Here is a 13,654-nt window from a genome sequence, read left to right as displayed (position 1 = left end):
TAATGTCACTTACCACATTGGCCGCGCCTGCTTCGGGGGTGCGTGAGCCTGCGCCTGCCAGCCCCGCTACGGCGGCTCACTACCAGCGCCTTACCCTGTATTTAGTATTAGCTCTAGGCATAGGCTTTCGCCTCTTCCATTTCTTTTACAATCGTTCATTATTCATCGACGAGCTATATCTGAACATTAGCCTTGTCAAGCTTAATTTCTGGGAATTAGCCACCCAACCCTTAGCCTATGAGCAAAAGGCACCTATCGGCTATCTCTGGACCGTTAAGCTATGCGTTCTACTTTTCGGTAAAGGCGAAAAATCTCTACGGCTTTTCTCTTTGTGCTGCGGTATTAGTGCACTATTCGCCTTTGTTCCCGTCGCTCGCTTTTATCTAAAGTCCTGGGGTGTAGTACTCGCAGTCGGCTTGCTTTCCCTTTCATGGGCAACGATTTACCACTCCGTCGAAGCAAAGCAGTACAGCGCCGAACTCCTGGCCACAGTTCTGGGCCTCCTACTTTATACTAAATATCACAACGCTACTCGCCTGCAACCGCTGTTGCTCTGGGGGCTTGCTGGGGGGCTTTTGTTGTGGTTTTCTTTCTCGCTGATCTTTATCCTTGCTGGTGTAGCTTCGGCCGTTAGTCTAAAGACAATTCTTGAGCGCAACTGGAAACGCTTCTTTACTTATCTCATTTCCTTTTCGCTCTGGCTGTTCAGCTTTAGCTTGCTTTACATCCTGTTTCTGAGCAAATACCATCAGTCCGGCTGGCTCATCGATTTCTTTGAAAAAGCCTACGATGGGTTCATGCCCTTGAAAGTGACCTCTTTTGAAGATATTCTTTGGTTTATTAAGAAGTCATACAACATGCTCTACCACCCTCTTGGCGTGTTATTGCACCTTGACGAAAATATTGCTAGTTCCAGCGTTAAATTCATTCTAAAATTAGGCTGGTTAGAAGGGCTGTTTCTTGTATTCGGAATGATTATGCTGTTCCGATCAGATAGATTTAAATTCTTTCTTCTTTTCTTACCTATTCTTATTACCTTCCTTGCATCAGCTTTTAAATTTTACCCTATTTTCGATAGATTCATTTTATTCTTAGCGCCATCATTAATTCTATTCCTTGCTTTTGGGGCAGAAAAGTTCATAGAAATATTTTCATTAAAATATTGGGGGGCTTTATTAGCTGTATTTTTATTACTAAGCCCTGCCTTAGCAAATTCAACTCGGCATATTTTTAATCCAAGTACTTTTCTTAAACTATCAAACTCTACTGAGCGCGAAGGAATTTTATATATCAATGAGCATTTCAAGGAAGGTGATGCTGTCTATGTATTCTGGAATATGCGCCATGCCTACGATTACTACAAAGAAGCCTATGGCTTGAAATACACTGCCATTAGGGGGAGCTACGTAAAAAGCACATCGACTGATCCGGACGATTATCTACGAAATCTCTCACCTGATTTTAAAAATTTCGAAGGCAAAAAAAGACTTTGGTATATATATAACACCAACAACAAAGATGATATAGGAGAATATGTAGGTCAGCCAGCTTGGTATAGTAAAAAAGGCTATGTTGCTCCTTTATCAGTGGAACAAGAATTAGTCAAGTTTGGAAATAAAGTTTCTCGCCATAAAATATTTTATCAGCACATTATCTTGTATCAGTTAAAAGATTAGCTTGTAATAAGCACAGCTAAACTTTCGACATCTCATTATTACTCATAAAAAAAGGCAAGCTATACTAGCCTGCCTTTTTTATGAACTAAGTAATTAGGAGCCTTTGGGGCTAAGTGTTACGAATGGAATAATGACTTCTTCCAGCGAAATACCTCCGTGTTGGAACGTGTCTTTATAGTAGTTCACGTAGTAATTATAGTTGTTCGGGTAAGCAAAAAAGTAATCGCCTAGGGTAAATACATAAGCAGTACTCACGTTTTCGCGGGGCAGGAAAATGCGTTCAGGCTTGCGCACCACGTATACATCCTTCTCCGTAAAGCCCAGGTTTTTGCCGTGTTTGTAGCGCAGATTCGTGTTGGTATTACGGTCGCCTACAATCTTGAAAGGGCGCTTCACGCGGATAGTGCCGTGGTCGGTGGTGATGATGAGCTTACCTTTCTTATCCGCGATTTGCTGGAGCATTTCATACAAGGGTGAGTGCAAAAACCACGAGCGGGTGAGTGAGCGATAAGCAGACTCGTCGCCCGCCAGTTCCCGAATCATGGCCATATCGGTGCGGGCGTGGGAAAGCATATCTACAAAGTTGTAGACGATGACATTGAGCTTATGATTGTTGTGCAGGTTGCTCATCTTGCCTAGTAAGTCCTTTCCAGCCTGCAGATTCGTTACCTTATTGTAGCTAAATTTCTGCTTCTGATTGGCTTTCTGGAACATGATTTCCAGAAACTCGGCCTCGTTTAGGTTCTTGCCCTCGTCGTCATCATCGGTCACCCACAGATTTGGGTACTTCTTCTGAATATCACCGGGCATCATGCCCGAGAAGATGGCATTACGGGCATAGGCCGTAGTGGTGGGCAGAATGCTGTAATACATCTCCTCCGTGTCTACGGTGAACATTTCGGCAATAATGGGCTCCAGAATCTTCCACTGGTCGTAGCGCAGGTTGTCGATGAGCACAAAGTAAACGGGCGTATCGCCAGTGTCTTTGAGCAGCGGAAACACACGCTTTTGGAATAGCTCATGCGACATGAGCGGCGCATCATCTACTTCCTTATTCACCCACTCCTCGTAGTTCTCCATAATGAACTTGGAGAAATAGGTATTGGCCTCATCCTTCTGCATGTTGAACACGTCGGCCATGCTCTTGCCTTCGGTTTCATCAATTTCTAGCTCCCAGTACACTAGCTTTTTGTACACATCCGCCCACTCCTGGGGCGAGAGACGGTCACCGAGCTGCATGCCCAGTTGCCGGAAGTCGCGCTGATAGCCAGTGTTGGTACGCTCACTTACTAGGCGCTTATTGTCAAGCACTTTCTTTACAGAGAGTAGAATCTGGTTAGGATTAACCGGCTTGATGAGATAATCGGCTATTTTGGAGCCAATTGCCTCCTCCATGATGTGTTCTTCCTCGCTTTTGGTAATCATAATGACGGGCACCGTAGGGCGCGCCGCCTTAATTTCCGACAAGGTTTCGAGGCCGGTAAGACCGGGCATATTCTCGTCGAGAAAGACAATGTCAAAGTTTTGCTCCCCGACTTGCTCAATGGCATCGGCGCCGCTGTTCACGGGTGTGACGTCGTAGCCGCGTTCTTTAAGAAAGAGAATATGGGGCTTGAGTAGGTCAATTTCGTCGTCGGCCCAAAGGATGTTGTATCGTTGCATAAGGGTGCTTAGAGGTACGTTTCTTGAATGGTAGATGCAGGGCAGCAGCGTGATAGACTGGCCTGGAGCACAAAGCTCCGCAGTTACTAACGCCCGCAACTGGAGTTTCGTCAGTAGCTTTACTGCCAATCGGTCAATTTTGATCCGAAAAATTCAGATTTCTCTATTTTTTGCGCCTAACTCGTCCGTTAAATAAGGCATAATACGATCATTCTGGTTCCCTGGCTGGTTGCACCTGTCACAGACTAGACGTTGGATTTACCGATTGCTGGACTTAATTCCGGGGGGCTTTTTTGATAAATATCACGAGCCACTAACCCCAATAGTGCTTTTCTTACTAACTGCTCCCACCCATTAAGCTTTGGCTTAAGGCAACTGCCAATGAACAAGAAGAAAATATTCAACGACCCGGTATATGGCTTTGTAACAGTGCCCACCGAGTTGCTATTTGATTTGATAGAACACCCTTATTTTCAACGGCTACGCCGCATCCAGCAGTTAGGGCTCACAGGCTTCGTCTACCCGGGGGCGTTGCATACACGTTTTCACCACGCGCTGGGGGCGATGCACCTGATGAGTATGGCCCTGCGCACCCTTAAAGACAAAGGTGTGCAGATTTCGGCGGCCGAAGGGCAGGCGGCGTTAGCGGCAATTTTGCTGCACGATGTGGGCCACGGCCCCCTCTCCCACGCGCTGGAAACGGCCATTTTTGATGAGGTGCCGCACGAGCAGTTGTCGCTTTATCTGATGCAGCGTCTCAATGCCGAGCACAACGGCGCCTTGGATCGAGCCATTGCTATTTTTCAGGGGAGCTACGCACGGCCGTTCTTTCATCAGCTGGTAAGCAGTCAGCTGGACATGGACCGGCTCGATTATCTTAACCGCGACTCGTTTTATACCGGCGTGCAGGAAGGCCGGCCGGGGGCCGACCGTCTCATTAAAATGTTGACCGTGGTAGATGAGCGCCTGGCGTTGGAAGAAAAGGCCATTTATTCGGTGGAGAATTTCCTGGTAAGTCGGCGGCTTATGTACTGGCAGGTGTATCTGCACAAAACGGTGACCAGCGCCGAGCAAATGATTATCCGCATTGTGCAGCGGGCCCGCGACTTGGTGCGCTCGGGACATGAGGTGCCAGCCAGTGCCGACCTGCATTTCTTCCTGGCCAGAGCCGTGACAATACTGGACTTCGAGAAAGATGATACGATTCTGCAACGCTTTGTGCAGCTCGATGACCATGATATCTGGGGTGCTGTGAAAATGTGGGCATCTCACTCCGACCGCGTGCTGAGCTACCTTTCGCGCAGCCTGCTCGACCGGCGCCTGTTCAAAATAATTTTGCAGACTGAACCGTTTGAGGAAGAGATGAAAGCTGGTGTAGTTGAGTTGATTGCTGAGCACTTTAATTTGCCCCCCAGCGAGGCCAGCATGCTAATGCTCACTGGCCGCATCAGCAACAATGCCTACGACGCCGATGGCAAGGATACGATTGATGTTCTAACCAAGTCGGGACGAGTAGTAAATGTGGCTGAAGCTTCGGATTTGCCTAATATCCGCGCTCTCGGCCAACGGGTAGAGAAGCATTATATCTGTTATCCGAAGGAAATAGCGCAATGAGGTTGGCGGTAGCTTCAGAGCAGTACAAGTAGCCGCTTCTTCCTCTTGGCGCTAACCACGACTATTCACCAATTGATTTTATTTACTTTTGCCCGATGGAATTTACTGTAGGCCAAATAGCCGAAGTACTAAGTGGAACTGTCGAGGGCGACGCGGCAATACGCATCGACCGGCTGGCAAAGATCGAGGAAGCGCAGGCTGGCTCTTTGGCTTTTCTGGCCAATGCCAAATATGAGCCCCACTTATATACAACGGGTGCTTCCGCCATTATTGTGAGCAAGAAGCAAGCGTTGAGGCAACCAGTAACGGCGGCCCTAATTCGCGTCGATGACCCGTATTTGTGCTTTAGCCGCTTGCTGGAGTTTTATCAGCAGACCACGCGCACAGGTCGGCGGGGCGTAGAGGAACCTGCATTTTTGGGAGCCAACTCCACTATTGGGGAAGGGCACTTCCGGGGGGCTTTTTCCTACATCGGGGAAGGCTGCACCATCGGCCGCGACGTGCTCGTCTTCCCCCACGCTACCATTGGCGACCGGTGCCGCATCGGCGACGGCACTATTATTTACGCTGGGGCCAGAATTTATGCGGATACCGTTATTGGAGCGCGCTGCACCGTGCACGCAGGCGCCGTACTAGGTTCCGATGGCTTCGGATTTGCTCCCCAGCCCGACGGTTCTTACCGGGCTATTCCGCAAATCGGTAATGTGGTTCTGGAAGACAACGTCAGCATTGGCGCTAATACGACCATCGACTGCGCTACCATGGGCTCGACGATTATCCGAGAAGGCAGCAAAATTGACAACCTGGTGCAGATAGCCCACAATGTGGAGATCGGACGCCACACGGTGGTGGCCGCGCAAACGGGCATTTCAGGCTCGACCAAGATTGGCGACTACTGTGTACTGGCGGGCCAAGCCGGCCTGGCGGGCCACCTGACTCTAGCTAACCGTACGACTGTCACGGCGCAATCGGGCGTTGGCAAATCAATAAAGGAGGAAGGGCAGTTTCTGCAAGGTTCCCCGGCCTTTAACCTGCGCGACAGTTTGCGTGCCAACGCTATTTTCCGGCATCTGCCCGAGCTAGCGCGTCGCCTCGACGCACTAGAAGGCAACAAAAGCGCAACAGAAAAGCTTTAGCTTTGCCTCTCGGAAAGCCGGAACTCGAAAACTAGGAGTCAGAAGCAAACAACTAGTGGCCGGGCCGGAATTCTTTTTCTTCTTGCTTTTGGTAATGCCATCCTTCCGGCTTCTAGCTTTCAGCTTCTAGCTCCTCTAATGAACGACAAGCAACATACTATCAAGTCGCCGGTTACTGTGAGCGGCATTGGCCTGCACACCGGCGTACAGGCCACCATGACCTTTTGCCCGGCACCAGTCGACCACGGCTATAAGTTTCAGCGCATCGATTTGCCCGGTAAGCCCATTGTGGATGCCGACGTTGACAACGTGGTGGACCTTTCCCGCGGTACCACTATCGAGCAGAATGGTGCCCGCGTAAATACCGTGGAGCACACGCTAGCTGCGCTGGTAGGCCTACAGATTGATAATGTACTGATTCAGTTGGATGGCCCCGAGCCGCCCATCATGGATGGCTCCTCGTATGAGTTCATCAAGCCCTTGCAGGAAGCCGGCTTGGAGGAGCAAAACGCGTTGCGCAACTACTTCGAGATTCCAGAGAGCATTCGGTACGTAGACCATGCCCGTCATGTAGAGCTAGCTGTATTGCCTTTGCACGACTACCGCGTAACGGTAATGGTAGATTATAACTCCCCCGTGCTAGGCTCTCAGCACGCCACGCTCACCGACATAACTCATTTCGCTACTGAAATAGCTTCCTCGCGTACTTTTTGCTTTTTGCATGAGTTGGAGGCGCTATACAAGCAGAACCTTATCAAAGGCGGTGACCTGAGCAACGCTATTGTGGTAGTGGACCGCGTAGTAAGCGAGGAAGAATTGCACGATTTAGCTGAAATGCTGGGCAAGCCTAAAGTGGCGGTCAAGAAAGAAGGCATTCTAAACAATGTGGATCTGCGCTACAAAAACGAGCCCGCTCGGCACAAGCTTCTGGACTTAGTAGGTGATTTGGCCTTGGTTGGTCGGCCGCTTAAAGGGCAGATTCTGGCGGCTCGCCCTGGCCATGCCGCTAATGTGGCGTTTGCTAAGAAAATCAAGAAGAAAATGATGGAGGTGGACTCCTCTCCGGTGCCCACCTACGACCCCGGCCGCGAGCCGGTGATGGATATCAACAAGATATCGGCTACCCTACCGCACCGCTACCCTTTCCTGCTCATCGACAAGATCATTCACCTCGACACTACTACGGTGACGAGTGTGAAAAACGTGACGATGAACGAGCAGTTTTTCCAGGGTCACTTTCCTGGCAACCCCGTCATGCCCGGCGTCATTCAGATTGAGGCTATGGCCCAAACTGGCGGCATTTTGGTGCTGAACACAGTGAAAGACCCCGAGAACTACTGGACGTACTTCCTCGGAATTGAGAACTGTCGTTTCCGAAAGCGGGTAGTTCCTGGTGACACCATCATCTTCAAATGCCAGTTGCTCGCTCCCGTTAAGCGGGGCATTGCCAAGATGAGCGGCAAGGCTTTTGTGAATGGAAAAGTGGTAATGGAGGCCGAAATGAGTGCTGCCATCGTCCGCAAAGACGCTTAGTTTTTCAATTAACAATACAGAATGAACCAGCCCCTCGCCTATATTCATCCGGAGGCTAAAATTGCGCAAAATGTAGTGGTAGAGCCTTTTACCACTATTGATAAAGACGTAGAGATCGGCGAGGGCACGTGGATTGGGCCCAATGTAACAATCATGCAGGGAGCCCGGATTGGCAAGAACTGCAAGATTTTTCCGGGTGCTGTTATTGCCGCCATGCCACAGGATTTAAAGTTCGCAGGCGAAAAAACAACGGCTCATATCGGCGACAACACCGTAATTCGGGAGTGCGTGACCGTAAATCGGGGTACCATTGATCGGATGCGAACCGTGGTGGGAGCCAATTGCCTGCTGATGGCTTACGTACACGTAGCCCATGACTGTATTGTGGGTGATAACTGCGTGTTAGCCAATTCTGTACAGTTGGCCGGCCATGTGGAGATTGGCGACTACGCTATTGTGGGAGGCATGTCAGCGGTGCACCAGTTTGTGAAAGTAGGACCGCACACCATGATTTCGGGTGGCTCGCTGGTACGAAAAGATGTACCGCCATTTGTAAAAGCAGGCCGCGAGCCTCTGACTTACAGCGGTATCAACTCAATTGGTTTGCGCCGCCGTGGCTACTCCGATATCAAGATCAGCGAGATTCAGCAGATCTACCGCCTGCTGTTTTTAAGCAAGCTTAATAATGCCGATGCCCTCGATAAGGTTGAGTTGGAATTGCTGCCCTCGCCGGAGCGGGATGAGGTTGTAAACTTCGTGCGAAACTCTGGGCGGGGCGTGATAAAAGGCTATTCGCGCAGCAGTAACGGCAGCTCCGACTACTAGTAGTTTATGCAGATTCAGGCTACCGGGCTGGGCAAGCGCTTTAATCGCGACTGGATATTCCGATACCTGACTCACACTTTCCGTCCCGGCACTGCCACGGCTATTCTGGGACCGAATGGCGCGGGCAAAAGCACCCTTTTGAACACGCTTTCCGGGCAGCTGTTGCCCACTGATGGCACGCTTACCTACAGTCTACAAGGCAAACCGATACCGGTAGAGGACATCCCGGCCCAACTGGCTTATTGCGCGCCCTATCTGGAGCTTATTGAGGAGCTGACACTAAGCGAGCTTCTCTCCTTTCATACCCGCTTCAAGCCTCTTCGGCCAGGCCTTAGTACGCGAGGCCTAATCGAGTTGCTCTATCTGGAAAAGTCTCGTCATAAGCTCATACGGGATTTTTCGTCGGGCATGAAGCAGCGTCTCAAGCTAGGATTGGCGTTGTACAGCGCTGCCCCTCTCCTGCTTCTCGACGAGCCCACCACTAACCTAGACCGAGCCGGCGTGGCTTGGTACCAGGAGCACGTGCACGCTACGGTGGCTGGTCGCCTAGTACTGGTGAGCTCCAATGTGGCGGAGGAGTATGACTTCTGTCAGGAACAGCTGGACGTAACCAGCTTTGGAGCGACAGCCGCTCGTTAGCCCGGAAAAAGCCCCCCAGTTTCGTAAAATGAATGTTTGGGACAGGTGGGTTTCCTAATTGAATTTTCGCCAAATTGTAGGAGGGTCACAATTTTCTGTTATTCCTGAAGCTCATCTATTTGGGCTGCTCGTGGCGTAGTAAATCAAGCTCTATTGTGCAGATTTAAAGCTGAACACTCACAATCGATTCGTTAAAAAACGACTTTATTTCCAACGCAAAAACCATTCGAACCGTATCTTCGCAACTGCCCCCTGGTAATAGAGTTGATTAAAGTATTCTTCTTTCACCCATCACCTGCCCTCACACGGCCATGAGACAATACGACGACCTCGACGACGATTCGCTCGATGATGACGAGCTAGATAACTTCGCCAAAAGTGGCGGCCGCGCTGGTATCGGCAGCACTGAAGACCGCCTCAGCGCCAAGTACGCCGACTACCTGATGTGGCGCGATACAGGCTCCTCGCACGACGAGGCGCTGGACCTGGCCAGCATGACGGAGGAAGAGTACACCGCCGCCGAAGCCGCTGAGGACCCGGATAGCAGCGGCTTTGCTTCCTTGGATGACGATGATGACTTTGATATTGCTGATGACGACGATGACCTCGGGAGCAGCCGCTCCGGTCGCAGCGGCCGCATCAGCGACGATGATGACTATTAGCCTGACCGCTAACAAAAAAGCCCCCCAAGTAGACATTGGGGGCTTTTTTGTTAGCGATTGCCTGCTATGACTTCTTACCAAATACCCGCTTTAGTAGTTCACTGCCACGAGCCATCGGGTTCTCCCGGATATTGGCTTCCTCCTGCGCAATGAGGGTAAAAAGCCCCCCAATAGCTTTCTCGGTGGCATACTGGTTCAGGTCGGTGTTGACGGGCTGCACCAATGGAATGCGGTTGTAGCGCGTCGTCAGGTCGGTGTAGTAGCGGGTGGCGTTGACCTTGTCAAGCGATTGCTGGATGATCGGCTTGAAGGCGGTGGTGAGTTGCGAGGTAGTTGTACGGCGCAGGTAATTGGTAGCGGCATCTTTCTCACCAGTCAGAATCCCCCACACATCTTTAAAGGTCAGGCTTTTGATGGCGGCCAGAAATATTGGCTTCGCACTTTTAGCCGCGTCCTCAGCGCCACGGTTCAACGACAGCTCGAACTTATCGACCTGCGAACCTAAGCCGATGCTACGCAGCGTATTAGCTACGCGCTGCGCATCTGGCGGAAACGGAATGCGAATAAGCTTGTTGAGGTAGAAACCATCCTGCTGCGACGCTTGGTCGGCGCCCTTGCTGATACCTTGCGTGAGGGCTTCTTTCAGGCCACGGGCGGCCTCATCCTGCGTGATGCTGCCCGTGGAGCCCTGGGTTGGCGTCTTGGTAGTAGGAGTTGTCAAAATGCCCCCCAGCTTGGGTAGGCGAAAAACCTGCGCTGAGGCGGCCACATGCAGACCAAGCAGCGCAGTTATTACGAGTGAATAGCGAATCTTTTTCATAACTCGGGGCAACTAAAGTGTAACGACCCAACGGGCCGGGCGTACTGGCTAAGGCACAAACCGGACCAAACCATCCTATTTTTTCCTTCCTTATTCCCCTTTATGCGGCAGGTACCTAATGCAGAAATCATTACCATCGGCGACGAGCTACTGTATGGCCAGGTTGTAGACACCAACTCCGCGTTTATGGGTCAGGAGTTGGGTAAGCTTGGTATACGAGTGCGACAGATAACGAGTGTCTCCGACCGAGCAGCTGAAATTGTACTAGCCCTGGACGCCGCCCGCGAGCGCGCCGATGTGGTGCTAATTACCGGTGGCCTCGGTCCGACGAAGGACGATTTGACCAAGCATATTCTCACGGAATATTTTCGCACCGAGTTAGTGTTGCATGAGCCTTCCCTGCGCGATGTGGAGGGCATTTTTGCTCGTTTTAACCGACCGATGCTGGAAGTGAACCGGCAGCAGGCTTACCTGCCCGCCGCTTGCACGCCCGTTCGCAATGCGGTGGGTACGGCGCCGGGTATGTGGTTCGAAGACCGGGGCGTGGTGTTTGTGTCGATGCCGGGTGTGCCGTTTGAGATGAAGCGTATGATGACGGACATCGTATTGCCAAAGCTGAAAGAACATTTTCACACGGCACCTATTGAGCACCTGGTTATTCAGACGGTAGGCATTGGCGAGTCGTTTCTGGCGGAGAAAATCTCGGATTGGGAAGACAGTTTGCCCCCCAATTTTAAGCTAGCTTACTTGCCTCACTTAGGCGCCGTGCGCCTCCGCCTTACCGCCACCGACGATGGAATACCCGACCTGCGCGGCCGACTGGAAGCGCACTTGCCCTTGCTTCAGGAACTGATTGGCGAGTATATCTTTGCCGTTGGGGAAGTGTCGCTGGAGGCGGCCGTCGGCCAGTTATTAGTGGAGCGCAACCTCACTATTGGCACGGCCGAGAGTTGTACGGGTGGCTATGTGGCCCACAAGCTGACAAGTGTGGAGGGCAGCTCCCGCTATTTTCTGGGGGGTATTTTAGCTTATCATAACGACATCAAAATCAAACAGCTGGGCGTTAGCACTGAAACCTTAGCTACACATGGAGCAGTAAGCGAAGCTACCGTGCGTGAAATGGCTGAAGGCGCGCGCAAGCACTTGGGCGTAGACGTGGCGCTGGCAACCAGCGGTATTGCCGGCCCCGGTGGCGGCACCCCCGAAAAGCCCGTCGGTACCGTCTGCATTGCTTATGCCGACGCCCACCAGACCATTAGCAAGCAGTTCACTTTCGACCGGGGGCGCCAGCTCAACATTGAGTACACAACTACAATCATCTTGAACCTGCTGCGGCTGAGCTTGCCGAAGTAACTTAAGCGGCGGATGGGAAGGGCTTAGATTTTCGGTAAAAGGGCATTGCTGTTTCAGGTTACTCCTGCCTTCTCCCTACCCGAAGCCTGCCACGCTTCCGCTACTCACTAAAACACCTACCTTTGATGCAGCTTGGCGGGCGTCCACCCCGCATACTATGGCGCCGACCAAGCAAGTTTTCTGACCTTCAACACCCAATAACCCCAACCCCCAATAACCGCATGGCACGAGTGGAAATGGTGATGCCCAAAATGGGCGAAAGCATTATGGAAGGCACCGTCCTGAAATGGCTCAAACAAGTAGGCGACGCAATTGAGCAGGACGAATCAGTACTGGAGGTGGCTACCGATAAAGTAGATACCGAGGTACCGGCCATTCATGCCGGCGTTTTGCAGGAAATTCTAGTACAGGAAGGCGAAGTAGTAGCGGTGGGGGCTCCCATTGCTATTGTTGAAACCGACGTGAATAGTGCCAGCGCTACGGCGCCAGCCGCAGCTCCTGCTGCTCCACAGGCAGCTTCGACCGTAGATACTCCAAATGGCCAAGATACGGCGGCCGATGTGCCACACGTACCTCAGCTGCAGGACGCGCAGGCTAGTCAATCATCGGCCCAGCCCCAACAAGGTCGCTTTTATTCGCCCCTGGTATTGAGCATTGCCCGGCAGGAAGGCATTTCGATGGCTGATCTGGAATATTTGCCTGGTACCGGCAAGGAAAACCGCGTTACGAAAAAGGATATTCTGGACTACGTGGAAGGCGGCAAGAAGTCGTTAAGCCAGACGTCTGGCACAGCGGCTCCTGCGCCCGCGCAAACTGCTCCCCAGGCCGCCTCAGCGCCCGCCACGCAGTCGGTGCAGTCGCAACCTACGGCTACGGCTCAGGTGGCGCCAGCCGAAGCGGCAAAGCCAGCCAGCAGCGTGCCGGCCAGCAAGCCGGCCCCATCGGTGAGCGGCAACCAGGAGCTAATCGAAATGGACCGCATGCGCAAGATGATTGCTCAGCGCATGGTGGACAGCAAGCGAATTGCCCCCCACGTTACGTCCTTTGTGGAAGCGGACGTGACTGACCTGGTAAATTGGCGCAACAAGCACAAAGACGCCTACAAGAAGCGCGAGGGCGAAAACCTCACCTTCACGCCTATCCTCATTCAAGCCATTGCCCGCGCCATTCAGGACTTCCCCAATATCAACGTATCGGTGGATGGCGACTACATCATCAAGAAGCGCGACATAAACATTGGCCTAGCGGTGGCGCTGCCTTCCGGCAATCTGATTGTGCCGGTTATTCATAATGCCGATCAGCTAAACTTGAATGGGTTGAGCAAGAAGGTAAATGACCTGGCTAACCGGGCCCGCATCAATAAGCTAACTCCTGGCGACTTGGAAGGCGGCACCTATACCGTATCTAATGTGGGATCTTTCGGCAACGTGATGGGCACGCCCATTATCATGCAGCCGCAGGTAGCCATCATGGCGCTGGGTGCAATCAAAAAGAAACCGGCTGTAATCGAAACGCCCCAGGGTGATTTGATCGGTATCCGTCACTTCATGTTCCTTTCCCACTCCTACGACCACCGTGTGGTTGATGGCTCGCTGGGCGGCATGTTCGTTCGTAAGGTGGCCGACTATCTGGAGCAATTTGACCCAAACACGGTTATCTAAATCTGCGCTTAACATCGTAAATAGCGGCGCGGCTGCACTTGAACAAGCCCGTCTGGTAGACGGGCTTTTCTTT

11 protein-coding genes are annotated in these 13,654 nt (G+C 51.8%); 9 read left to right on the top strand and 2 right to left on the bottom strand.

Annotated elements, in window-relative coordinates:
- The first annotated feature begins 17 nt into the window (after nt 1-17).
- The gene (locus G7064_RS00570; protein WP_166072027.1) at nt 18-1,676 is read left to right on the top strand and encodes a glycosyltransferase family 39 protein; all 1,659 of its coding nucleotides are present in this window, start codon (nt 18-20) and stop codon (nt 1,674-1,676) included.
- 93 nt (nt 1,677-1,769) lie between these two features.
- Here the strand turns inward: G7064_RS00570 and G7064_RS00565 are convergent, their stop codons facing one another.
- Nucleotides 1,770-3,338: a PglZ domain-containing protein gene (locus tag G7064_RS00565; RefSeq protein WP_133273095.1), complete on the bottom strand. Its 1,569-nt coding sequence runs from the start codon at nt 3,336-3,338 to the stop codon at nt 1,770-1,772.
- Between the two features lie 381 nt (nt 3,339-3,719).
- On the opposite strand from G7064_RS00565, the gene G7064_RS00560 reads away from it, so the two are divergent.
- The 6 genes from G7064_RS00560 (at nt 3,720) to G7064_RS00535 (ending at nt 9,747) form a co-directional block, all read left to right on the top strand.
- Nucleotides 3,720-4,952: an HD domain-containing protein gene (locus G7064_RS00560; protein ID WP_166072026.1), complete on the top strand. Its 1,233-nt coding sequence runs from the start codon at nt 3,720-3,722 to the stop codon at nt 4,950-4,952.
- 95 nt (nt 4,953-5,047) lie between these two features.
- Entirely contained in the window at nt 5,048-6,088 is a 1,041-nt protein-coding gene (gene lpxD, locus G7064_RS00555) for a UDP-3-O-(3-hydroxymyristoyl)glucosamine N-acyltransferase (protein WP_166072025.1), read from the top strand.
- Between the two features lie 138 nt (nt 6,089-6,226).
- On the top strand, nt 6,227-7,621 hold the full coding sequence (locus G7064_RS00550) for a bifunctional UDP-3-O-[3-hydroxymyristoyl] N-acetylglucosamine deacetylase/3-hydroxyacyl-ACP dehydratase (RefSeq protein ID WP_133273096.1): 1,395 nt from the start codon (nt 6,227-6,229) through the stop codon (nt 7,619-7,621).
- 21 nt (nt 7,622-7,642) lie between these two features.
- On the top strand, nt 7,643-8,446 hold the full coding sequence (gene lpxA, locus G7064_RS00545; protein ID WP_166072024.1) for an acyl-ACP--UDP-N-acetylglucosamine O-acyltransferase: 804 nt from the start codon (nt 7,643-7,645) through the stop codon (nt 8,444-8,446).
- 6 nt (nt 8,447-8,452) lie between these two features.
- Complete coding sequence (locus tag G7064_RS00540; protein ID WP_166072023.1) at nt 8,453-9,085, top strand: ABC transporter ATP-binding protein; 633 nt, start codon at nt 8,453-8,455, stop codon at nt 9,083-9,085.
- 311 nt (nt 9,086-9,396) lie between these two features.
- The gene (locus G7064_RS00535; protein WP_133273099.1) at nt 9,397-9,747 is read left to right on the top strand and encodes a hypothetical protein; all 351 of its coding nucleotides are present in this window, start codon (nt 9,397-9,399) and stop codon (nt 9,745-9,747) included.
- A gap of 64 nt (nt 9,748-9,811) precedes the next feature.
- On the opposite strand, the gene G7064_RS00530 is transcribed toward G7064_RS00535, so the two are convergent.
- Nucleotides 9,812-10,567 (bottom strand): DUF4197 domain-containing protein, encoded by a 756-nt coding sequence (locus G7064_RS00530; protein WP_133273100.1) that lies wholly within the window; start codon nt 10,565-10,567, stop codon nt 9,812-9,814.
- A 102-nt stretch (nt 10,568-10,669) separates the two neighbouring features.
- Between G7064_RS00530 and G7064_RS00525 the strand changes: the two genes are divergently transcribed.
- Both G7064_RS00525 and G7064_RS00520 read left to right on the top strand, forming a co-directional pair.
- Nucleotides 10,670-11,920 (top strand): competence/damage-inducible protein A, encoded by a 1,251-nt coding sequence (locus G7064_RS00525; RefSeq protein ID WP_166072021.1) that lies wholly within the window; start codon nt 10,670-10,672, stop codon nt 11,918-11,920.
- 221 nt (nt 11,921-12,141) lie between these two features.
- On the top strand, nt 12,142-13,581 hold the full coding sequence (locus tag G7064_RS00520; protein WP_166072020.1) for a dihydrolipoamide acetyltransferase family protein: 1,440 nt from the start codon (nt 12,142-12,144) through the stop codon (nt 13,579-13,581).
- Nucleotides 13,582-13,654 lie beyond the last annotated feature (73 nt).

This window comes from Hymenobacter sp. HDW8 (genome assembly GCF_011305775.1).
GTDB lineage: Bacteria > Bacteroidota > Bacteroidia > Cytophagales > Hymenobacteraceae > Hymenobacter > Hymenobacter radiodurans.
Note: the sequence above shows the minus strand (reverse complement) of the source record. Positions and strands in the feature narration are given on the sequence as shown.